This window comes from Streptomyces sp. NPDC054757, assembly GCF_053612185.1.
On sequence record NZ_JBSHBW010000004.1, the window covers coordinates 99,067 to 120,691 of the forward strand.

22 protein-coding genes are annotated in these 21,625 nt (G+C 68.6%); 13 read left to right on the top strand and 9 right to left on the bottom strand.

The features are described from left to right. The first annotated feature begins 236 nt into the window (after positions 1 to 236). The 3 genes from ACWGKJ_RS07415 to ACWGKJ_RS07425 are packed head-to-tail and all read left to right on the top strand — an operon-like array spanning position 237 to position 3,632. Positions 237 to 1,331 carry an ABC-three component system protein gene (locus tag ACWGKJ_RS07415; RefSeq protein ID WP_385021199.1) on the top strand — a complete coding sequence of 365 codons (1,095 nt, stop codon included), beginning with the start codon at positions 237 to 239 and terminating at the stop codon, positions 1,329 to 1,331. Next, a complete protein-coding gene (locus tag ACWGKJ_RS07420) occupies positions 1,328 to 1,795 on the top strand; it encodes an ABC-three component system middle component 2 (RefSeq protein WP_385021196.1) in 468 nt (155 codons plus the stop codon). The genes ACWGKJ_RS07415 and ACWGKJ_RS07420 overlap by 4 nt, the downstream gene beginning before the upstream one ends. Next, positions 1,788 to 3,632 carry a hypothetical protein gene (locus ACWGKJ_RS07425; protein ID WP_385021193.1) on the top strand — a complete coding sequence of 615 codons (1,845 nt, stop codon included), beginning with the start codon at positions 1,788 to 1,790 and terminating at the stop codon, positions 3,630 to 3,632. The genes ACWGKJ_RS07420 and ACWGKJ_RS07425 overlap by 8 nt, the downstream gene beginning before the upstream one ends. 58 nt (positions 3,633 to 3,690) lie before the next feature. On the opposite strand, the gene ACWGKJ_RS07430 is transcribed toward ACWGKJ_RS07425, so the two are convergent. Then, the gene (locus ACWGKJ_RS07430) at positions 3,691 to 3,858 is read right to left on the bottom strand and encodes a hypothetical protein (RefSeq protein ID WP_385021190.1); all 168 of its coding nucleotides are present in this window, start codon (positions 3,856 to 3,858) and stop codon (positions 3,691 to 3,693) included. A 240-nt stretch (positions 3,859 to 4,098) separates the two neighbouring features. Here ACWGKJ_RS07430 and ACWGKJ_RS07435 point away from each other — a divergent pair, with 240 nt between their 5' ends. From ACWGKJ_RS07435 to ACWGKJ_RS07450, 4 genes are all read left to right on the top strand, one after another. Beyond that, positions 4,099 to 5,676, top strand: a complete 1,578-nt coding sequence (locus tag ACWGKJ_RS07435) for an integrase (protein WP_385021187.1) — start codon at positions 4,099 to 4,101, stop codon at positions 5,674 to 5,676. Positions 5,677 to 5,842: 166 nt separating this feature from the next. Beyond that, entirely contained in the window at positions 5,843 to 6,439 is a 597-nt protein-coding gene (locus tag ACWGKJ_RS07440; RefSeq protein WP_385021184.1) for a helix-turn-helix domain-containing protein, read from the top strand. Positions 6,440 to 6,457: 18 nt separating this feature from the next. Then, positions 6,458 to 7,222 carry a hypothetical protein gene (locus ACWGKJ_RS07445; RefSeq protein WP_385021181.1) on the top strand — a complete coding sequence of 255 codons (765 nt, stop codon included), beginning with the start codon at positions 6,458 to 6,460 and terminating at the stop codon, positions 7,220 to 7,222. Between the two features lie 129 nt (positions 7,223 to 7,351). Continuing rightward, positions 7,352 to 7,693 carry a DUF2516 family protein gene (locus ACWGKJ_RS07450; protein ID WP_385021178.1) on the top strand — a complete coding sequence of 114 codons (342 nt, stop codon included), beginning with the start codon at positions 7,352 to 7,354 and terminating at the stop codon, positions 7,691 to 7,693. A 215-nt stretch (positions 7,694 to 7,908) separates the two neighbouring features. Here ACWGKJ_RS07450 and ACWGKJ_RS07455 read toward each other — a convergent pair whose 3' ends face one another. The 3 genes from ACWGKJ_RS07455 to ACWGKJ_RS07465 all read right to left on the bottom strand — a co-directional run bounded on the left by ACWGKJ_RS07455 (position 7,909) and on the right by ACWGKJ_RS07465 (position 11,529). Continuing rightward, a complete protein-coding gene (locus ACWGKJ_RS07455; RefSeq protein WP_385021175.1) occupies positions 7,909 to 9,147 on the bottom strand; it encodes a PP2C family protein-serine/threonine phosphatase in 1,239 nt (412 codons plus the stop codon). A gap of 366 nt (positions 9,148 to 9,513) precedes the next feature. Beyond that, a complete protein-coding gene (locus ACWGKJ_RS07460) occupies positions 9,514 to 10,617 on the bottom strand; it encodes a C40 family peptidase (protein WP_385021172.1) in 1,104 nt (367 codons plus the stop codon). A 177-nt stretch (positions 10,618 to 10,794) separates the two neighbouring features. Next, positions 10,795 to 11,529 (bottom strand): methyltransferase domain-containing protein, encoded by a 735-nt coding sequence (locus ACWGKJ_RS07465; protein ID WP_385021355.1) that lies wholly within the window; start codon positions 11,527 to 11,529, stop codon positions 10,795 to 10,797. A gap of 273 nt (positions 11,530 to 11,802) precedes the next feature. On the opposite strand from ACWGKJ_RS07465, the gene mshA reads away from it, so the two are divergent. The 3 genes from mshA to ACWGKJ_RS07480 all read left to right on the top strand — a co-directional run bounded on the left by mshA (position 11,803) and on the right by ACWGKJ_RS07480 (position 15,498). Next, positions 11,803 to 13,152 carry a D-inositol-3-phosphate glycosyltransferase gene (gene mshA, locus ACWGKJ_RS07470; RefSeq protein WP_385021168.1) on the top strand — a complete coding sequence of 450 codons (1,350 nt, stop codon included), beginning with the start codon at positions 11,803 to 11,805 and terminating at the stop codon, positions 13,150 to 13,152. Next, entirely contained in the window at positions 13,145 to 13,654 is a 510-nt protein-coding gene (locus tag ACWGKJ_RS07475) for a type III secretion system chaperone family protein (protein WP_385021165.1), read from the top strand. The genes mshA and ACWGKJ_RS07475 overlap by 8 nt, the downstream gene beginning before the upstream one ends. 137 nt (positions 13,655 to 13,791) lie before the next feature. After that, the gene (locus ACWGKJ_RS07480; protein ID WP_385021352.1) at positions 13,792 to 15,498 is read left to right on the top strand and encodes a glycosyl hydrolase family 28-related protein; all 1,707 of its coding nucleotides are present in this window, start codon (positions 13,792 to 13,794) and stop codon (positions 15,496 to 15,498) included. An 86-nt stretch (positions 15,499 to 15,584) separates the two neighbouring features. Here the strand turns inward: ACWGKJ_RS07480 and ACWGKJ_RS07485 are convergent, their stop codons facing one another. Together ACWGKJ_RS07485 and ACWGKJ_RS07490 are read right to left on the bottom strand one after the other, a co-directional pair. Then, on the bottom strand, positions 15,585 to 15,797 hold the full coding sequence (locus tag ACWGKJ_RS07485; protein WP_385021162.1) for a DUF397 domain-containing protein: 213 nt from the start codon (positions 15,795 to 15,797) through the stop codon (positions 15,585 to 15,587). After that, positions 15,794 to 16,678 (bottom strand): helix-turn-helix domain-containing protein, encoded by an 885-nt coding sequence (locus ACWGKJ_RS07490; protein WP_385021159.1) that lies wholly within the window; start codon positions 16,676 to 16,678, stop codon positions 15,794 to 15,796. The genes ACWGKJ_RS07485 and ACWGKJ_RS07490 overlap by 4 nt, the downstream gene beginning before the upstream one ends. Before the next feature lie 221 nt (positions 16,679 to 16,899). Here ACWGKJ_RS07490 and ACWGKJ_RS07495 point away from each other — a divergent pair, with 221 nt between their 5' ends. From ACWGKJ_RS07495 to ACWGKJ_RS07505, 3 genes are all read left to right on the top strand, one after another. Continuing rightward, the gene (locus ACWGKJ_RS07495; protein ID WP_385021156.1) at positions 16,900 to 17,217 is read left to right on the top strand and encodes a recombinase family protein; all 318 of its coding nucleotides are present in this window, start codon (positions 16,900 to 16,902) and stop codon (positions 17,215 to 17,217) included. A 98-nt stretch (positions 17,218 to 17,315) separates the two neighbouring features. Further along, complete coding sequence (locus ACWGKJ_RS07500; RefSeq protein WP_385021153.1) at positions 17,316 to 17,705, top strand: ATP-binding protein; 390 nt, start codon at positions 17,316 to 17,318, stop codon at positions 17,703 to 17,705. 174 nt (positions 17,706 to 17,879) lie between these two features. Further along, positions 17,880 to 18,641, top strand: coding sequence for a phosphoglyceromutase (locus tag ACWGKJ_RS07505; RefSeq protein WP_385021150.1), 762 nt, complete (start codon positions 17,880 to 17,882; stop codon positions 18,639 to 18,641). 80 nt (positions 18,642 to 18,721) lie between these two features. On the opposite strand, the gene ACWGKJ_RS07510 is transcribed toward ACWGKJ_RS07505, so the two are convergent. The 3 genes from ACWGKJ_RS07510 to ACWGKJ_RS07520 form a co-directional block, all read right to left on the bottom strand. Continuing rightward, positions 18,722 to 18,901 carry a hypothetical protein gene (locus ACWGKJ_RS07510; protein WP_385021147.1) on the bottom strand — a complete coding sequence of 60 codons (180 nt, stop codon included), beginning with the start codon at positions 18,899 to 18,901 and terminating at the stop codon, positions 18,722 to 18,724. 781 nt (positions 18,902 to 19,682) lie between these two features. Then, on the bottom strand, positions 19,683 to 20,984 hold the full coding sequence (locus ACWGKJ_RS07515) for a poly(ethylene terephthalate) hydrolase family protein (protein WP_385021145.1): 1,302 nt from the start codon (positions 20,982 to 20,984) through the stop codon (positions 19,683 to 19,685). 46 nt (positions 20,985 to 21,030) lie between these two features. After that, the gene (locus tag ACWGKJ_RS07520) at positions 21,031 to 21,252 is read right to left on the bottom strand and encodes a hypothetical protein (RefSeq protein WP_385021142.1); all 222 of its coding nucleotides are present in this window, start codon (positions 21,250 to 21,252) and stop codon (positions 21,031 to 21,033) included. Positions 21,253 to 21,625 lie beyond the last annotated feature (373 nt).

Genomic DNA, 21,625 nt, shown 5'->3' on the forward strand with positions numbered 1-21,625 from the left:
GCTCGCGGCCCTGACCATGCCCCTCGGGGACCCCCCCGGGCCACGTCTGAGGGTGTACGTCGCCGAACCCTGTACCCCGGTTCACGGTGCTGTCCTCCTGCTGGGCGGCACAGGACGTGTCCAGCTTCGATTGAGGCAGCCCTGCCAGAGTTGGACCCGGTCTTCCGGGGAACGTCACGGTGGTGATATCACGGTGTCGCGGTCGGTGATCACCGGGCTATGGAAACGGGGGCGGTGTGGACGAGGAGTGCGTGGCGAGCGGCAGCGTCGACCGGCAGCCTCTGACGCTGTTGCCTCCGCAGCTGCGCACGATGCCTCTGCCCTCCCCGAAGCAGCTCGTCATTCTCTACGACCCCGATCAGTTCGAGGAGTTCGTCAAGGAGTGGGTGCCGGCACTGGACGTGGACTATCACCTCGTCGAACGGCATGGCGGTTCGGGCGATCACGGCATCGACGTAGCGGGCTACCTCACCCCGCAGCGGCTGGAAGGCGAGTGGCACAACTACCAGTGCAAGCACTACAGCAACGGGCTGGCGTGGGGGACTGCCGCGCACGAAATTCGGAAGATGTTCGCTGCGGCGGTTGATCGGCATTTCACGGTTCCGAGCCGCTACGTCTTCACCGCGCCCATCATTTCCCGGGGACTCGTCCGCCAGCTCGCCAAGCCCAGTGAGGCACGGGAGAAGTTTCTCCAGGAGCTCGCCTCCACCACGGACAAGATCTTCACCGACCTCAGCGTGGAGAAGCGCCATGAGGTGACGGAGCTCGCGGCGGCGACGGACTTTTCCATGTTCGAGTGCGTCGACATGGACGGGATGCTTGAGCAGCACCGCAAAACGCCTCACTGGTCTGCCCGTTTCTCCCATCAGGAGGTGGAAGGTGGACCCGAGCCGATGGCTCCCCCGCCGGAGCATCAGCCGATCGAGGCGCGCTACATCCAGCAGCTGATGGACGTCTACCGGGAGCGGTGGGGCCAGTCCATGAGCTCGCTGGAGCAAGTCGTCGCACATGCAGTGGCCCGTGAGCACCTGCGGCGTCAGCGGGAGGCATTCTACTCCGCCGAGGCACTGCGGCTCTTCGCACGCGACCGCACGCCCGAAGGGCACTTTGAGGCGGTTCTCGACGACATCAACGACATCGTGGTGGAGGTCGCCGCGGCCACCCACGCCTCGGGGTGGGACCGCTTGCAGGCCGCACTGCAGGCCGCTGGGAGCATCGTCCTTACACAGACGGTCCTCAGCCCGTTCGTCCGCTCCAAGGACAGAGTGGGGGCGTGCCACCACCTGGCGAACGCCGACCGCTTGATCTGGTGCCCGGAAGGAGAATCATGAACCCTCTCAACAGTCCGCTGGAGGTGGGGGTGCGTGCGCTTGCTCTCCTGTCAGAAAGCCATCCCGAGCCCCTCGACCTCGCTGAGCTCGTCCTCCTGGACTACGCACTGCTCCACAGCGGCGAGTTCAGCGGGCCGCCCAGCCTTCACCCCGACCTCCCCGGCCGGGAGGGCGAACTGGGAATGAAGCGCGCCGTGCTGGAGCAGGCGCTCCTGGTGCTCGTCCGGGCAGGCCTGGCCGAGATCAAAGCCGGCCCGGACGGCCTTGCCTACCTGGCAACCGGTCAGGGCCCCGCGTTCGTAGACGTGCTCCAGTCCTCCTACGCGGAGAACCTGCGGCAGCGCGCTGAGTGGGTCGTCCGGGAGTACGCGCCCGGGGTGGACGTACGGGCCGGTACACACGCTGTCACCGGCCGCCGTGCGGGTGGCCCCGAGTCTTCCGGATCCGAGGCGCGCCATGACTGACCTGCGGCTGCTCCACCTCACCTACGCCGGCTCTGGCAAGCCCACCGCCCGCGTCGAGTTCGACGACGCCCTCACCGTCGTCTACGGGGCGTCGGACAGCGGGAAGTCCTTCATCGTCGAGTCCATCGGGTACATGCTCGGCGGCGACAGCCCCTCGCGCATCCCCGAGGCCGAGGGGTACAGCCAGATCCTGCTGGGACTGCGGCTGCCCGACGACCAGGTGGTCACCCTGCTGCGTACGCCTGACTCGGGCGCCGTTCACCTGCACCGAGGCGACTTCAGGGACCTTGTCACCCAGCCCTCCGACGCTGTGCTGACCGCCACCCATACCGCGCGGAGCACGCACAGCCTCGCTCTCTTTCTGCTGGGTGAGCTCGGTCTCGACGGCGTGCGCATCCGCAAGAACGAGGCCGGTGACACGCGGTCGCTCGGGCTCACTGATCTCGTACATCTTTCGGTCATCACCGAGACACGCATGTGGCAGCCGTTGTCGCCCGTCTTCCGCTCGGCTGCCTCCAGTGGGCGCACCGCGGCGAAGTCCGTCCTGAAGTTCCTTCTCACCAACGATGACGACCCCGTCGTGGACACCGGGCCGAACCCTGGTCAGCGGCGCCTCAACAAGAGCAACATCGCCCTGATCGACCAGATCGTGCTCGATCTCCAGGCCAAGCTGACCACGCAGGAGAACCAGACTCAGCTCCGCGAACGCCAGCGCCGGATCCAGACCTCGATCGACACGGGGTCCCAGGCTCTCCGGGCGGCAGCCGACCGCCACCTTGCCGCGGTGACGAAACGTATGCACAGCACTAAGGAACTGGCTCGGACAGAGGAACGTCTCGCCGAGGTCACCGAGCTTCTGGAGCGGTTTGGACTGCTGGAACGGCAGTACCGTTCCGACCTCGACCGGCTCGCCATGGTCGCCGAGGCGGGCAGCCTGCTCGGCTACTTCCGCGTCGGCACCTGCGTGTTCTGCGGCGCCGAAACCCAGCACCAGAACCCCGGCCACGGCGCCCAGGAGACCACACAGCTGCACGCTGCCGTTCAGGCCGAGACGGCCAAGACCTTCGCCCTGCTCACCGACCTGCTGCCCACCATCGCCGATCTGCGTACCCAGGCTCAGGAGCTTCACTCGGACCGCCTGTCGCTGCACAACCAGATGGATCAACTGGCTATTGAGATCAGTAACTTGGAGGACCAGACCGGCCCCGATCGCGCACACCTGGACGAACTCCTTCAGGCGCGATCCACTGTGGAGCGGGAACTCGACCTCCAACAGCGCATCGCAGAGCTCGAAGAGCGCCGTTCACGACTCGACGGGGCAGGCGCCCTGGCTACGCACCGGCCTCCCGGCCATATTCCCAGCAGATTCCTGACCGCCTTCGACCGCACCCTCCAGCGCACCCTGCAAACCTGGCAGGTGCCGGCTGTGGAGTACGCCGAGTACGACCAGTACGGTGCGGAGATCCGTGCCGGAGGACGCGACCGGTCCAGTCGAGGCAAAGGTGTCCGCTCCGTTCTGCACGCCGCGTTCACCACCGCGCTCGCCCGGTATGCCCTCGATGTCTCCGGACCCCGGCTTGGATTCGTGGTGCTGGACTCACCGGTGGTGACCTACCGGGAACCAGTGGGAGAGGACGTCACCATCACCTCCCAGGTGGTGGAGCGCTTTTACCGCGACATGCTCGAGTTCCCCGGGCAGGCCGTCATCATCGAGAATGGCGATCCGCCGGCCGACATACTCGAGCACGCGCGTACCTACCAGTTCACCGCGACGTCGTCTGGACGTGCTGGCTTCTTCCCGCATCCGGTGAGGAGAGTTTCCCAAGACACGACGTGAGCAGCTCGCGGGAAAACAGTCGCCTTCACTGTCACCGTCCTCTCAGCCGTGCCCGGGTTCAGGGTATGACCATCTCGACGATCCGCGGGTCGTCGTACGCCAGCCACGTGGAGGCGTTCTCGTCGAGTTCCCTGATGGCGGCCATGCCGACGGTACTGAGTGCGAAGTCGAAGACCGCGAGGTTCTCCCCCACGCGACGGTGGGAGGCCATCTTGGGGGTGGCCACGATGTCGTGCTCACCAGTCGGCGCAGGATGCTCTGCGCCCCGGTCTTCCCGTGATGCTCACAACTCGACGCGATCACCGAAAGAGGACAAGAAGAAAGGGGCAGTGGCCATAGTTGGCGAGTGCCCCTTTAAGTCTTCCAGGAGATTAGCACGCCAGGGGAGAGCTCCGCTACGGTACCCGGCGTGAACGCATCATCACACTTCGCACCCGACTCCTATGCGAGACACGCGCTCGCACGCATGATCGACTATTTCACCGACGAAGGCACTCCATGGGCCCGGAGATTGTGGGACATCGGGTCGGTGCTGGCGCTGGAGGAACTGTGGGAAGCCGGTTCCTGGCAAGCCCAGGGCGTACTGTCGCCTGCGGCCTGCGACTGGCAGCGGGCCGAACTGCGCGCACTCATCGGCCCGGACCGGGGGCTGGGCGAGCGTGAGCTGCGCAAGGAGATCACCGCGCTGCTGAGCGCTCCTCTGCCCGACCCGAGCCCGGCCAGACGCCGTCTGCGGGAGATCGTCGATCACGCACGCTCGGGCTACCTGGAGCGCTGGACTGCCGCCGTCGCTGGTAGCAGTCGCCCCGGCCCTGAGCGGTTCTCACGCACTGTTGCCGCGCATCTGCTGGACCTCGGGTACAGCGCGAGTCATCTGCTGGCCTGGGCGCAGGGGCTGTACGCAGAGCGAGCGGACACAGTCCGCATCGCCGAGAGTGCCGCGGCCCTTGCACGATCTTCTCCCCGCTCGTTCGACGTCCTGATCGCACTGCACAGCGTTCCGCAGCGAGATCTCGCTGAACCATTGGCGAACTGGATGCCAAAGGGGAAAGTGATCGCTTGGCTTCGCGAGCACGGACACGACACCGCTGGCATTCGGTCTGGTGGGGGGTTCCTATACCAGTTCACCGCGCTGGATGCCTATGGGGCCGCCGAGCAGGCCCGCCAGATGATCGAGCGCATGGTCGCCCGGTCCTCGTTCCTGCGCCGGAATCGTGGGGGCATCGTCCCGCTGCCGTACATCTGGGTCGCGGGACACCCGCAGCCGATTCCCGTCACCCCGCCGGCCAGGGGCGCCGACGTACTGACGCTGGTCAACGAGGGGCACCTCTACCGCATCCATGAATCCCGCAGTCGCATCGACGACGCGCTGGAACTGGCCGCACCGGTCAACCAGGGCCCTCTCGGGCCTGCCGTCGCCGGCGCCTGGGCCGCCGTCGAGGCACTCCTCTCCCACCCGGACGACCCTCAGGAAGTTGAGCGTTCCGGCAAGGCGGTCGCCGCCGACCGTCTTGCGGTGATCATCGCCTGCTCTTGGCCCCGGGCCGAGTTGACCGCGCTCGCCCACCGGCACAAGCCGCAGAGTCCCGACGCTCTGTCCGAGCGCCTTGCGGCATGCAGGACTAACCTCGACCGTGCGTCTTGCCTCTCCGATGTGTTGCGCGTCTCGGGTGTGGACGCCTTCGACTTCTCGGGTGCCCGCACGAAGCACAGCGACCGCCCGGCGGCGGAGCGGATGGCTGCTTTGCTGGCAGATCCGCGCCGCGTCCTGAATGAGGTCATGGGCACCTATCGCATCGCGCTGCGTCGTCTGTATCGCACCCGCAACATCGTGCTGCACGGCGGAGCCACGCAAGGGGTGGCCCTGCATGCTTCTCTGCGCACCGCAGCCCCACTCGTCGGAGCGGGTTTGGACCGCATCGTCCACGCCGCTCAAGTTCAGCAGGTTGCCCCTCTCGACCTGGCCGCGCGCGCCGAAGTTGCCCTGCGCCTAGTCGGAGGCGAGACGGGGCTGCCCGTCGTGCGGCTCCTCGAACCGGCGTAATCGTGAACGTGCGACCTTTTGGGCACGATCAACCACGCTGATGCGACATATGTCGCGCTCAGACGACACCTACCGTGCTCAGTCACAACCCCCGGCCACCGTGGCGCGTAACACTTTTGCAAGCGCCTGCTTGCAAAAGTTAGCGACATGGGTGCAGCATCGTCCTATGGCATCACTCAACGTCGGCAATCTCGGTGGGTACCTGCGCGAGCAGCGGCGCTCGGCGCAGCTCTCCCTGCGGCAGCTTGCCGATGCCGCCGGGGTGTCGAATCCGTATCTGAGTCAGATCGAGCGCGGTCTGCGCAAGCCCAGTGCGGACATCCTCCAGCAGCTGGCGAAGGCGTTGCGGATCTCTGCGGAGACCCTGTACGTCCAGGCCGGGATCCTTGACGAGAAGGAGCGGGACGAGCTGGAGACGCGTGCCGTCATCCTGGCCGATCCCTCCATATCCGAGCGCCAGAAGCAGGTGCTGCTCCAGATCTACGAGTCCTTCCGCAAGGAGAACGGGCTCGAACTCGCACCGGATGCGCCGCGCGGCACGGCGGACACCGGCCCGGCGGACGGCAGTGGTGCCGCCCAGCGGCCCCGGCGGGCAGCGGACGACACGCGTGCGGCGCGGGAGGCGCATGAGGCGTCTGAAGTGACGGACGCTGACGAAGTGCGTGAAGTACACGAAGTACGTGAAGTACGTGAAGCGCACGGAGATGTACGAGACGTACGTGACGTGCCAGACGTACGCGACGACGACCACGAGCAGAACTGATCCGGGAGGACCACAGTCATGGCCATCACCGATGACCTGCGCAAGACCCTCACCGACCCGACCCCCCTCTACTTCGCGGCCGGTACCGCCGACCTCGCCGTGCAGCAGGCCCGCAAGGTGCCCGCGCTGCTGGAGAAGTTCCAGGCCGAGGCGCCCGCCCGTATCGACGCGGTGCGCAACACCGACCCCAAGGACGTCCAGGACCGCGTGACCACCCAGGCCAAGGAGGCGCAGGCCAGCGTCACCGCGAAGGTCAACGAGGTGATCGGGGCGTTCGACACCGACCTGAAGAAGCTCGGTGAGACCGCGCAGGATCTGGCACTGCGCAGTGTGGGCGTGGCCGCGGAGTACGCGGTCCGGGCCCGTGAGACGTACGAGAAGGTCGCCGAGCGCGGCGAGCAGTCCGTACGGCAGTGGCGGGGCGAGGCCGCCGACGACATCGTCGTGTTCGGCACGGTCGTCGAGCCCGAGGCCCCGGCCAGGCAGAAGCCCGGTACCAGGACGGCCGGCAAGGCCACGCCCCGGACCGCGCCGAAGTCGGGAGCCGGGAGCAAGGCCGCGCCGAAGCAGGGGGCCGGGAGCAAGGCCGCGCCGAAGCCCGGCGCCAGGACCGAGTCGCGGATCGCGCAGCCCAGGACCGCCGCCAAGCCCGCCTCCGCCTCCGCGCCCGCGCCCGGATCGAAGTCCGAGGTGAAGGCCGAGGCCAAGCCCGCGGCGGCCAGGAAGAGCACCGCGCCGCGCAGCACGGCGGCGAAGAAGAACACGCCGCCTGCCGGGAAGTAGGACTTCACCGTTTCACCGTCCCACCGGGTACGGATGGATCGGGCCGAGCCGGGCACCTCCTGGGTGCCCGGCTCGTTCTTTCGGTAGCGTGGCCGTGTAGGCGGCCGGTCGAACAGGCGGTGTTGTGCAGTGCTGATGCAGGGTTTCGCAGGGTTGATGTCGCTGTTGAGTCTGGCGCTCATCCTCTTCAGCGGGTTCGCGCTGGTGGACGCGGCGATCCGCCGGGAGGACGCGTACCGGGCCGCGAGCAAGCAGACGAAGCCGTTCTGGCTGATCATCCTGGCCATCGCGTTCGTAGTGAACTGGCTGTTCTCGATCCTGTCCTTCCTGCCGGTCATCGGACTGATCGCGACCATCGTCTACATGGTGGACGTGCGCCCCGCGGTCCGGCAGGTCTCGGGCGGCGGCCGCGGTCGCCGCGGCGGCTCCAGCAGCGACGGACCGTACGGGCCGTACAACGGCGGGCGGTAGACCCCCGGCTTCCCCCGCCCGATCACCGGCAGCACAAACGAAACGCCTCGGACGCCCCGGATGCCCCGGAACGGTGGCCGGGGCGTCCGTCGTCTCGGGGCGTCCGTCATCCCCAGGGCGCCGGATCCCCATGGCAACCGGGGCGTCCGCCGTTCCGGGGCGTCCGTCATCCCGAGGCGTCCGCCGTTTCCGGGTATCCCTCGTCCCAGGACCGGCTAGCCGCCCAGGCGGGTGCCCCCGCGGCGCTCCAGCAGGAGTACGGCCACGTCGTCGGTCAGCTCGTCGCCGTTGAGGTCGCGGACCTCTGCCACCGCCGCCTCCAGCAGGCTCTCGCCGCGCAGGCCGGCCGTCAGCTGGCGGTCGATCATCTCGACCATGCCCTCCTGGCCGAGCCGCTGCGTGCCCGGTCCCACCCGGCCCTCGATCAAGCCGTCCGTGTACATCAACAGGGCCCAGGACGAGCCGAGTTCGACCTCGTGCCGGGGCCAGCGGGCCTGGGGGAGCAGCCCGAGCGCCGGGCCGCCGTCCTCCTGCGGGAGGAGCCGCGCGGTACCGCCGTCGCGGGAGACCAGCGGGGCGGGGTGGCCGGCCAGGCAGAGTCCGGCCCGGCGGCCGTCCGGGGCGATGTCCACCGTGCAGAGCGTCGCGAACAGCTCCTCGCTCTCCCGCTCGTGCTCCAGTACCCGCTGGAGCGTGGAGAGCAGCTGGTCGCCGCAGAGCCCGGCGAAGGTCAACGCCCGCCAGGCGATACGCAGTTCCACCCCCAGCGCCGCCTCGTCGGGACCGTGCCCGCAGACGTCGCCGATCATCGCGTGCACGGTCCCGTCCGGGGTCCGCACCACGTCGTAGAAGTCACCCCCGAGCAGCGCGCGCGAGCGGCCCGGCCGGTACCGCGCGGCGAAGCGCAGGTCCGATCCTTCGAGGAGCGGTGTGGGGAGCAGGCCGCGCTCCAGGCGGGCGTTCTCCTGGGCGCGCAGCCGGGACTCGGCCAGTTTGTAGTGCGCGGTGTCGGCGCGCTTGCGCTCCACCGCGTACCGGACGGCGCGGTTCAGCAGCCTGCCGTCCAGCTCCTCGCGGAGCAGGTAGTCCTGTGCCCCGACCCGGACCGCGTCCGTCGCGCTCTCCAGGCGGGCGGCCGGGGCCAGTGCCAGGACGGCATGGCTGGGCGCGAGCTTCAGGACATGGCGGAGTACGGACAGCTCGTCGTCCGCGTCCGCTCCCGGCAGTGCCAGGTCGAGCAGGATGCAGTGCACGTCGTCCGTGAGCAGCCGCCCGGCCTCGGTGAGGTTGCGCGCGGTACGGACGCGTACCCGCGTCCCGGCGGCGTCGAGCAGCTCCGGGACCGTGAAAGTGCCCGCTGGATCGTTCTCGATCACCAGCAGCGTCAGGTCGGTGCTGCCGGTGGAGTCCGGTCCCCTGGTCTGGTGGGGCAGAACGGTCTGACCGTTCTCCATCGCTTCGGTTTCCTTCCCTCCCCCCGAGGGCGCGGTGGAGCGCCAGACGACGCACCACCGACGGGGACCTTAGCGGTTGGCGGGCCCACTGCGGAATGGCATCGGGGAAACCGCCTGGGTCATATGCCCACTCCAGACCCGCATCCGGCGGTTTGACGGTGTGCAGACCCATGACGAACGTCACTCGGGGACTCGCCCGCGTCATCAGTCGGGGACCCGCCCGCGTCACTCGGGGACCCGCCCGCCCCGGGGTGACGCACACCACGCGCACCCGGGAGCCAGGGGCCGCGCTGTCCCGCCGGACGGCCCACGGTCAGGTGCCGCCCGCCGGCCGGACGGCCCACGTGTCCAGTCCCGCCCGCCGGCCTACGCGTCCGGCCGGACCACCCCGAGGATCGGCATCGAGCCCGCGCCGCCGATCGTGACGTTCCGGCCGGGCCGCGGGGCGTTCACCATCGCTCCGTCGCCTATGTACATCCCGACATGGGTCGCGTCCGAGAAGTAGATGATGAGGTCCCCGGGGCGCATGTCCTTCACCGCGATGTGCGGCAACTGCTTCCACTGCTCCTGCGAGGTGCGCGGGATCGGGTCCCCGGCCGCGGCCCACGCCTGGGAGGTCAGGCCGGAGCAGTCGTACGAGTTCGGTCCCGCCGCGCCCCACACGTACGGCTTGCCGATCTGGTCCGTGGCGAATTTGACGGCCTTCTTGCCCTCGGTGCTCGCCTTGTTGTTGATCTCCTTGAGGATTCCCGAGCTGAGCCAGGCCGACTGCGCCTTGAACTCCTGCTCCTCCTCCAGCTTCTTGAGCCGCGCGCGTTCCTTCTTGGCCAGGCCCGATTCGAGCTTCTTGGCCGCCTTGATCTTCTGCTCGATGTCCTTCTTCTTCTTGGCCTGTTCCTTGCGGTTGGACTCCAGCTTCTGCCACTGGTCGCCGGCGTCCTGGGTGTACGCCGTCAGGTCCTTCTGGGTCTGGTCCATTTCGGCCAGCAGGTTCTTCTGGGCCTGCTGGCCCGAGCGCAGCCGGTCGGTGCCGTCGAGGAAGCTGTCCGGGTCGCCGCTGAGCATCAGCTGCGCCGCGGGCGGCAGACCGCTGTCCCGGTACGCGGCACGGGCCTCGGCGCCCGCCTGTTTCTTCAGCGCGGAGATCTTCGACTGGCCCTTCACGATGCGCTGGGCGAGCTTGACGATCTCGGACGACTGCTTCTCGGACTGCTCCTTGGCCAGGTTGTACGCGTCGGTGGCGGATCCGGCCTGGCGGTAGAGGTCGTCTATCCTCTGGCGGACGGCTTCGAGACGCTCGGTGCCCGAGTCCGACGACCCCGACCCCGACGACCCTGACCCCGAGTCCGAGTCCGACCCCGAGTGCGACGGCCCGGGATCGGCGTACGCGGCGGTGGCGGTCGGCGCGGTCAGTACGGTCAGTGCGCAGACCAGCGTGATCGCGGCGGCAGCACAGCGGCGTCGGTTCACGAGCTCCCCCTCCAGAGCTGAAACCCAGAGCTGAAACAGACCTGATTTACCGTCAGTAACTTGGGTGGCGTTGGCGCGATAGTGCCATGCCCTGCGCGAATGCGACAGAGGTGTACAACAACTCCCCGGCCCCACCCGTGCCCCCGCGTCACTCCCTGCCCGTTCCGACGAACGGCGTCAGGCCCGAGTTCCCGTCCGGGGCGCCAGCGCCGCCCACCGCACGGTGATTTCACCCTGCCGCCAGCGGCGGACGTCGTCGGCCAGCGGCCAGTCGGCGGCGAGTGAGCGTACGGCGGCAACCCAGCGCTGCCGGGCGCCGAGCGAGGCGTACGGGGCGGCCGAGGCCCACGCCCGGTCGAAGTCGCGCAGAAAGGCGTGCACCGGTTCGCCGGGGACGTTCCGGTGGATCAGCGCCTTCGGCAGCCGTTCCGCCAGGTCGGACGGCTGGTGCAGCGAGCCGAGCCGGGTCGCGAACGTCACCGTGCGCGGCCCGCCGGGCCCGAGTGCGACCCACACATGCCGCCGCCCGATCTCGTCGCAGGTCCCCTCCACGAGCAGCCCGTCCGGCGCGAGCCGGGCGCACAGCCGCTGCCAGACGGCGGCGACCTGCTCCTCGTCGTACTGCCGCAGCACGTTGGCCGCCCGGATCAGCGCGGGGTCGCGGCCGTCCAGCGGCACCTCGAACCCGCCGTGCCGGAAGGTGAGCCCCGGCCGTTCGTACGGCTTTGCCGCCGCGACCCGGGCCGGTTCGATCTCGATGCCGACGACCTCGGCGGCGGGCGCGGCCGAACGCAGCCGCTGGAGCAGTTCGACGGCGGTCCAGGGGGCCGCCCCGTACCCGAGGTCCACCGCGAGGGGGTCGGCCGAGCGCCGCAGGGCGGGGCCGTGCACGGCGGCGATCCAGCGGTCCATACGGCGCAGCCGGTTGGGGTTGGTCGTCCCGCGCGTCACGGCCCCCACCGGCCGCGCGCCCGCCGTACGGACTCCGGCGGAGCGGTCGCCGGTGAGGCGGCGGGGAGAGGGCGGGGCCATGGACCGAAGGGTATGCGGAAGGGTATGCGAGGCGTGTCAGGGTAATGATTCGGTAAAGCGGAAATGCGGCGGCGCATCCCGCTGTTCCAGACGTCAGACGGGGTACGCCAGCCCTGGAGTCGAGCGTGCCCGCGCGAGGAGAGGACCGTCCACGTGAGCCAGTACGTGTCCCGGCTCGGCGGCCGGATCACGGGACCCGCGCGGCCGCCCAGGCTGAAGTTCGCCGGGCACCGCAAACCGCGCAGGGTCGCCATGCTCAGCGTGCACACATCGCCCCTGCACCAGCCGGGCACCGGCGACGCGGGCGGGATGAACGTCTACATCGTGGAGCTGGCGAAGCGGCTGGCCGCGATCAACATCGAGGTGGAGATCTTCACCCGCGCCACCACCGGCGGTCTCCCGCCGCTGGTCGACCTCGCGCCCGGCGTGCTCGTACGCCATGTGGACGCCGGCCCGTACGAGGGCCTGGCCAAGGAGGAGCTGCCCGCCCAGCTCTGTGCCTTCACGCACGGGGTGATGCAGGCCTGGGCCGGACACCGGCCCGGCTACTACGACCTGGTGCACTCCCACTACTGGCTCTCCGGCCATGTCGGCTGGCTCGCCGCCGAACGCTGGGGCGCGCCCCTCGTCCACGCCATGCACACCATGGCGAAGGTCAAGAACGCGGCGCTCGCCGAGGGCGACACCCCCGAGCCCGCCGCACGGGTCATCGGTGAGACCCAGGTGGTGCGGGCGGCCGACCGCCTGATCGCCAACACCGACGAGGAGGCCGACGACCTGGTGCGCCACTACGAGGCGGACGCCGGCAAGGTCGCCGTGGTCCACCCCGGGGTGAACCTCGACCGCTTCCGCCCCGCGGACGGCCGGTCCGCCGCGCGGGCCCGGCTCGGACTGCCGCAGGACGCCTTCGTACCGCTCTTCGCCGGCCGCATCCAGCCGCTCAAGGCGCCCGACATCCTGCTGCGCGCGGCGGCGGTCCTGCTCGACCAGGACCCCTCGCTGCGCAAGCGGATGGTGGTGCCGGTGGTCGGCGGCCCCAGCGGCAGCGGCCTCGCCAAGCCGGAGGGCCTGCAGAAGCTGGCCGCCCGGCTCGGTATCGCCGACATCGTCCGGTTCCATCCGCCGGTCGGCCAGGACCAGCTCGCCGACTGGTTCCGGGCCGCGTCCGTGCTGGTCATGCCCTCGTACAACGAATCGTTCGGCCTTGTCGCCATCGAGGCCCAGGCGGCCGGGACGCCCGTGGTGGCCGCCGAGGTCGGCGGGCTGCCCGTCGCCGTACGCGAGGGGTCGACCGGGTTCCTGATCCCCGGCCACGACCCGGCGCGGTACGCGGTGGCGCTGCGCCGGTTCATCGAGAACCCGTCGCTGGTGGACACGATGGGCGGCGCCGCCGCCCGCCACGCCGGCCGGTTCGGCTGGGACACGGCCGCGTCGGCGACCGCCGACGTCTACACGGCCGCCGTGCACGAACACCGCCGTCGCGTACGCTCGCACCATGGCTGATCAGGCTGGCGACGGTGGCGTACGGGCGGTCCTTGAGCGGGCGTTCGAGAACGCCGGGCTGGAGTGGGAGAACCCGGAGCCCGGCTCGTACGTGGTGAACCTCCCCGGCACCCGGAAGCTCTCCACCACCTGCTCGCTGATCATCGGCGGGCACTCGCTGTCGGTCAACGCGTTCGTGATCCGCCATCCCGACGAGAACGACGCGGCCGTCCACCGGTGGCTCCTTGAGCGCAACCTCCGGCTGTACGGGGTGAGTTACGCGATCGATCCGCTCGGCGACATCTACCTCGCAGGGAAGCTGCCGCTGTCCGTGGTGACACCGGACGAGATCGACCGGCTCCTCGGCTCGGTCCTGGAGGCGGCCGACGGGCCGTTCAACACGCTGCTCGAACTGGGCTTCTCCAGCGCGATCAAGCGGGAGTACGCGTGGCGGGTGGCGCGCGGCGAGTCGACCCGGAACCTGGATGCGTTCACGCATCTGACCCGCGAGGTGGAGGGCTGACGCAGCTCGGCCCACCCGTACGGCCGCGCTCGCGCACAGTTTTCTCCGCCGCCTTCTCCGCCGCCCGGCGCGATCCCCGCATGCACGCCCCTTCCCCGCCCCGCCCTGCTCGTGGCATGCTCACGGCCGACGCACTCATGAACTATGTTCATGTACGTGAAAACCCGGGAAGGGTGGCTCTCGTGGGGATCATCAGCAGACGTGCACTGCTCGCCAGCACAACAGCCGTCGCGGCCGCTGTCGCGACAGGAGGGGTGGCCAAGGCGGCACCGCGCGGGCCGGCCCCGTCCACCACCCCCCTCTGGCGGGAGTTCACCCGGTCCCCGTACACCCACCCCCAGATCCCGTACATCGGCGGATCCGGCCGCCGTACGGGCGAGCGCCGCTTCCCCCGCCCTCCCGTCGTGGCCGACGTCCGGGAGTACGGCGCGGTCCCCGACGGCTCCGCCGACGCGGCGCCCGCGATCAACCGGGCCATCGCCGCCGCCGGGCGGCGCGGCGGCGGCACGGTCCTCATCCCGCCGGGCACCTTCCGTATCGACGGCCTCATCCGTATCGGGCACAGCGATGTCGTACTGCGCGGCGCCGGCAGCGGCCGCACCACCCTCCACGCCACGAAGAGCCTCACCGAGCTGATCGGCCCGTACGGCTCCCGGTACGGGGGCGACAAGTCCTCGTGGTCCTGGGCCGGCGGGCTCATCTGGCTCTGCCCCGAGGCGCGGTTCGCGAGCCTGACCGCCGCCATCACCTCGGGGGCCTGGCCCTTCGAGGGCTGGACGGGCAACAAGCGCGACGAGTGGCGCACCCTCACGACCGTCGCCCCGGCCCGGCAGGGCGACCGCACGGTCACCGTCGCCGACCCCGCGAAGCTCCGGCGCGGCGACCTCGTACTGCTCAGGCTCGCCGACGACGCGGAGCACACCCTGCTCGCACATATGGCGGGCGGCGGTCCCGGCCCCGAGGCGTACGAGTGGGACGACAAGACCAAGCTGATCTCGTACGTCCCGTACGAGTGGCCGGTCCGCGTCACGTCGGTGCACGGACACCGGCTCACCCTGGAACGCCCCCTTCCGCTCGACATCCGGCCGGAGTGGGACCCCCGGCTCACCACGCACGTCGCGCCGCTGACCGGGTCGGCGGTGGAGGGCCTCACGCTCGAAGCGGTCCTCACCCCGCAGTCCCCGCATCTGCTCGACAGGGGGTACAACGGCGTCGCGTTCCAGTGCGCGTACGACTGCTGGGCGGACGACGTCGTCGTACGGAACGTCGACAACGGCTTCGGACTGGTCGCCGCCTCCGCCACCACCTTGCGCCGCACCCGCGTCGAGGGCCGGGGCTCGCACCACCCGTACTTCTGCCGGGAGGGCTCGCACGACAACCTGGTCGAGGAGTTCACGATCGCCGAGCGCACCGTGCCCGCCCCGGCCGGCACCCAGCTGCACGGCATCAACGTCGAGGGGCTCTCCAGCCACAACGTCTGGTCGCGCGGGGTGATGGAGATGGGCACCTTCGACTCGCACCGGGGCCTGCCGTTCGCCAATGTGCGGACCGACATCACGGTCGACAACAACGGGCAGCACGGCGGGGACGCCTCGGCGGGGCCGCTCTTCGGGGCCCGGTTCACCCACTGGAACATCCGGGTCACCAACGGCCGCGAGGGCCTGATGAAGATCGACGGCCTCGCCCCGTACAGCGCGAGCGTCGGCATCAGCACGGTCAGGCCGTTCGGCCAGATCGACGTGCCCGACTTCACCGGCGATCTGCATACGCGCCTGGAGGCGTACGGTGCGCCGGAATCCGTACGCCCCGCCAATCTGTACGAGGCGCAGCGGGCGCTGCGCTGACCGGGGCGCCCGCCACCGCACAGCCAGGAGCGCCCGACCAGGACAATGGATCGGGCGCTCTTGGAGACTGCGGGAGGGGGCGCGTGTTACGGCCGTGTGAACTCGCCGTCGCCCACGCCACCCTCGAACGCGGCCCACTCCCCGGGGGTGAAGACGAGAGCGGGGCCGGTGCCCTTGTCCTTGCTGTCACGCATGGCCACGCGGCCATCGTCGAGGAAGGCGACCTCGACGCAGTTGGCGTCACCGTTGCTGCGGCTGCTCTTGCGCCAGACCGCACCTGCCAGGTCGGCACTGTTCACTTGCTCAGCTCCCTCGCTGCTTGCTTGAGGAGGCTCGTGCTGTCTGCTGCGCCCAGCGCCGAGCCCCAGATGGATTTGAAAGCACCGTCGTAGCGTTCGATCTCGTTGGGCTTGTCGAGGTACAGCGCTCCGGTGAAGCCCTCCACGTAGACCGTGGGCGGCTCCACGTACGGGCTGTCGCCGTGGGTTGGGAAGCGCAATGTGACGAACGGGCCGGACATGAGCCCCTCGTGGAGCCCGGCGGCAAACGGGACAACCCGGATTGAGATGTTGTCCAACTGATTCAAGTGAACCAGGTGTTCAAGCTGCTCGGCCATGACCTCATTGCCGCCCACGGGCCTACGCAGGATGGCTTCATTGAGCGCCACGTCTACGTTCGGCGGTGCCGTCACCCGCGTGAGCAGTGCCTGGCGCGTGACGCGAACGTGAACGCGCCGTTCTACTTCCGCGTCGTCCCGCTCGGGGTCTGACCGCTTGATGAGTGCTCGGGCGTACTCCGGCGTCTGGAACAGACCGGGGATCAGTTCAGCTTCGTACCAGGACAGACGTTCGGCGGCCTCCTCCAGTCCGATGTAGAGGTCGAAACCGTCGGGGATCACGTCGCCGTAGGCGTGCCACCAGCCCCGGTTCTTCGTCTCCTTGGCCAAGCCCATGAGGCCCTTGGTCAGCTCGGTGTCCGCCCCGTACGTCCGGCACATGGCTTCGACATCGAGACTCCGAAGCGATACCTGGCCCGTCTCGATGCGCCAGATCTTCGGCTCCGACCACTCCAACTGTTTGGCGGCGGCGCGCACCGTCAGACGCGAAGCATTGCGCAGGTCGCGCAGGTGCCGACCGAGTTGCCGTCGAGGAACCGTCGAACCAGTCGTTGCGCCACTCACAGGCGGCCCGCCTTCCTTCAATACGGATGCCTCTTGCACCCGGAATGTAGTCGCCTGCGGTTTCGATCCGCAATGTCGCATGAGCGTTCGGGTACTGCGAATCGATTATTAAAAAATGTAGTCTTGCATAATGGAGTCCTGTGGTGCTTCACTCGGTTACCCACGGAACTGCTGCGAACGCCGTGTGTGATCGCAGGCATGGCGAGGGAGGGCGAAGCGCGATGAATCCGCTGATCTTTGGCTACATGCGGGTGCCCGATGACATGAGCGACCAGGAGGCGAAACAGACCCAGGACGACCTGCACACCTACGCCGAGGCCAACGGCTTCCAGCTGGCGACGGTGTTCCACGAGTACGCCTCCGGTGCGCAGTCGGCCTTCACCGAGCTGATCGAGGCGGTCGAGCGCGCTGAGGCGAAGCACGTGGTCGTGCCGTCCTACCGGGAGCTGGCTCTCAACAGGTCACTTCAGGACGCCATGCTGACGCACCTGTCCCACGCGACCGGCGCGGATGTCGTCAGCCTGGACGAGTGCTCGTGATGCGCCAGGAACCGCCGTACCGGCCGCAGAGCATTCGCTTCTCCGACCAACTGTCGCTGGCCGCTGTCCGATCGGCCGCTTCCACGTCACGTCACTTCTTGAGGCTCACCCTGTCCAAGTGGCAGGCCGCGCTCATCGAGGATGACGTACTCCTGGTCGTCTCGGAGCTGGTGACCAACGCCGTCACGGCCACCGGGACGCTGACCGGACATCCGACGTGGGGCGAGCTGGAGAAACTCAACCTGATCACGGTGCGTCTGATCGGCTTGCAGGACAGTGTGGTCATTGAGGTGTGCGACACGTCGGACGAGCTGCCCGCGCTCGCGTACGCCGACGACGACGCCGAGAACGGGCGCGGTCTCTTTCTGGTGCAGCAGCTCGCGGAGCGATGGGGTTCCTACCGCGCCGCAGGCGGCAAGGTGGTGTGGGCCGAACTCGTGGTTCGTCCGCCGCTTCGCGTTCCGGCGGGGCTGCACACGGCGTTGTGACTGCGGCTGGCGGCGCGCACGCGAGCGGACAGCTACGCGGGTGAGCGCCGAACGGGCCGAATGTAAGTGGTGCTCCTGCGATCGAGACGTTACGCAGAGGGCGTTCCGGGCCGCCACTCACTTGACGAAGGGCGTCAATCGGCGGCCGTCGTGCCGTCGATTAGGCTCGGGGGCATGGCCGACGCACCGTACAAGCTGATCCTCCTCCGCCACGGCGAGAGCGAATGGAACGCGACGAACCAGTTCACCGGTTGGGTGGACGTCAACCTGACGCAGAAGGGCGAGAAGGAGGCGGTCCGCGGCGGTGAGCTGCTCACGGACGCCGGCCTGCTCCCCGATGTCGTGCACACCTCACTCCAGAAGCGCGCCATCCGCACGGCCCAGCTCTCGCTGGAGGCGGCGGACCGCCACTGGATCCCCGTACACCGTTCCTGGCGCCTGAACGAGCGGCACTACGGCGCGCTCCAGGGCAAGGACAAGGCGCAGACCCTCGCCGAGTTCGGCGAGGAGCAGTTCATGCTGTGGCGCCGCTCGTACGACACCCCGCCGCCGGCCCTGGAGGACGGCGCGCCGTACTCGCAGAGCGACGACGCCCGCTACGCGACGATCCCGCCGGAGCTGCGCCCCCGCACGGAGTGCCTCAAGGACGTCGTGGTCCGCATGCTGCCGTACTGGTACGACGGCATCGTCCCGGACCTCCTCGCCGGCCGCACGGTCCTGGTCGCCGCCCACGGCAACTCGCTGCGCGCACTGGTCAAGCACCTCGACGGCATCTCGGACGCGGACATCGCGGGCCTGAACATCCCGACGGGCATCCCGCTCGCCTACGAACTGGACACGGACTTCAAGCCGGTCAACCCGGGCGGCACCTACCTCGACCCGGACGCGGCTGCGGCGGCCATCGAGGCGGTCAAGAACCAGGGCAAGAAGAAGTAAGCAGCTTGCTGTAAGCCCCCTGCCCATGGGTTCTCCCGCCGGCAGGGGGCTATTTGCTGTACTGGGCCGTGTGCGGTCGGTCAGACTCGACTGCGGCAGCGGTGCACGCGGATGTCGAGCAGAATGAGTAGGGCTGCCGGGATCGCGATCTTGGCGGGTGCGTCTGCCCACAGCGCCAGCGCTCCACCGCTTGCGCCGATCATGACGATCGACCGATCGCGAGGATGGATGTCGACGCTGACGCCTGTGCGTGGGACCATGAAATTCTCCTGTCGTGCTTCGGTTGCACCGGATCTAGGTCATGACTGAAAACGGCACGGAGGCGAATGCCGCCCCTGGACGGGCGGCATTCTTATGCCGCTGCGACTTTCCCACGAATGTTGTTCCGGCGACAAACGCCCAGCTTGTGGGCGGTGCTTCAATGCGCTCCCCGTGGTTCCTTCGAGTTGAGCATGCGTAAATGCAGAAGTGCATAAGGAGCTGCTCCTGCTTGCCTCGTTTCATGGATGAAACGTCCCCGGCCTGGTACGGGAGGCGAGCCGACAGCTCGGGGCCCAGGTGAGGGGCCCCGCTGTGGCTGTGGGGACTTGGGCTGAAACCTCGGCGTGCTTACTTGTCAGCAAGATTTCTTGCTTTCTTTCTTTCAAGAAAGAAACCTTGCTATCCAGCAAGAAAGATCCTGGCGTAGGAGGGAACCCACCCGGGCTTGGGGGAGGTTCGTGATGCTGCTTCTGCTTCAGTAGATGCAGATACCGGCTTCGCCAGTTGCAGTATTGGGCGGCTGCAGGTGACTCTCGGGTGCGCAGGGGAGCCAAGGACAAGGTAGGAAGCACCGTTGTGTAACGGAAAATCAATGCTGGGCCGTCTCCGGGCCGTCAGAGGTCCTCAACGGCGCCCGACGAGGACCGCTCAACTGCGTCGAGCAGGGGGCTTTCAGCTGGGCCGGGGTGGGTCGGTGTGTGCGTGTGGAGAGCCTCGGGCTCGAAAGCGCCGAGGCTCCCTGTCACTCTCACCCCACCGTCAACCCGGTGGGGTAGGCGCTCAGTTGATGCCCCCGTCGAACTGGGTGCTGACCGCACCGCCCGTACCGGGGAACGGCTTCTTTCCCGTCAGGTAGGGCTCGTACTGTGTCCGGCCGAGCAGGTGGTCGGAGAAGTAGGCGTTCACGTAGTCCTTGGTGATCCGGCGCTGTTGCTGCTCCGAGAGTTCCTTCTGGTCGGTCTGGGGGGTGGTGGTTCCGGGGAACTGGGATGTGCAGGTGCCTGGCTTGCTGCCGGGGATGGCGTCGTCGTGTGCGCTGACCTGGCCGCTGCTGGGTGACCACTGCTTGTTGTAGAAGTCGTGGACACCGCCGCGCACCGTGTACTGGGCTATCGGTGCGCTGTTGTCCTTCTTGTTCCAGGCGAAGTACTCCCCGGTGTTCACCTGGTCGCACGTGCCCCACATCACCGCGAACGATGTCTTGGTGATGGGATCGACGTCCCAGGTGGCGGTGGGTGCGAGGGCGAATGCGGCCTTGATGGAGACGCCCTTGGGCCACGTGCCACGGCTGCTGTCGGCGATCTCCTGCATCACTCCGCCGCCGCCCATGGAATGCCCCATCAGGCCCACGTTCTGCACGTCCACATGGTTCTTGAAGTTCACCGGCGACGGACGTCCGGACTTGGCGTCGACGAGGCTGCCGCGCAGTGGGCCCTTGCCTGTGGACGACAGTTGCTGCCACATGCGCAACTGGGCGTTGATCAGTGCCGCGCGCTCCTGATAAACCGTGTCGGCCTGACCGGAGGACGTGGAGTTGATGCCGTTCGCCCCGATGGAGACCACGACGAACCCCTGGCTCGCCAGATCACGGCCCAGGTAGTCGTATCCGAGATAGCTGGGGATCTGCCGCACTCCGGATGCGCACGGCCAGGCCGACAGCCGGTCCGATGCGGCCTTGATGATCGCCTCCTGCTTCGCCGCGTCGGCCTTGTCACCGTTCTTCTCGTCCTTCGCCAGCGCGGCTTGCGCCGCGGCGAGTGACGCGGAGGCGCCAGCGTCGGCGCAGGTGTCCCAGAGTCCGTGTTCGATCATGATCAGGGGGTGGGTGCCGGAGGAGAGGTCGTCGGGGTAGTAAACGGCCCCGTTCAGCTCGTTGTTGCCCACGTATCCGAGGGACTTGGGCGGGTGGAAAGCCTCGTCGCCCAGGTTGTAGTGCACCTCGCGCACTCCGTGCCGCGCAGGCTGAGTACCGGACCCACCGGCGGCGGCGAGCGCCTCTGTCGAGGTGAAGCCGACAGCGCAGGCTGTCAGTGGCGCGGCAAGCAGCAGCAGCTTCGCACGCGCTGTGCGTCCAGGTTTCATATTCGCCTCACCCATATGGAAGGTAGATGTCGGACTGGGGCGCCACTCAGGGCCGCTGGGCCCGGTCGTGCAGCGGCTCGGTGATCGCCGGACCGAACTGCGGACCGACGAGGTGACGTCGGCAGCCGTCGTGGGAGGAGACGGCGCAGGACGCGCCCGTGGCGTCGAGGAACCCGCCCTGCGCGTGGTTGTCCGCCGCCCCGGCCGCCGCGGTGATGTGCCGCGACGGACGGAGGGCCGGCCGACGGAACGGGCGGGGGGATCGCATGGGATGGAGGGTACGGAGAGAGTGTCAGGAGGCTGTCAGGTTTCTGTTTTCAGCCGGTGCCGGGCCGCACGGCACCTCTCGACGTGTTCACCCAGTTCCGCGTTCACGGTGACCGCCTCAGGCCGTCGCCCAGGCGGGGCCCACGACAGGTGCCGGAGGGCTGCCTTGTTCCTGCGCCGTATATCGATCTTGAAACGTGTACGGCGCGCTGCCGGATGGACCGAACTTCAGCCCCCGGCAGGCGCGTTGCGTTGTTTGTCACCGGGAACGATGTGCATCTCCGGGTGCCCGTGACGGGCAGCGAAAGAGTCGGCTCAACCGGAGCCGCCGCGCGGCCGGAATCGAGCCGGGCCCCCGGCAGAAGAAGTAATTC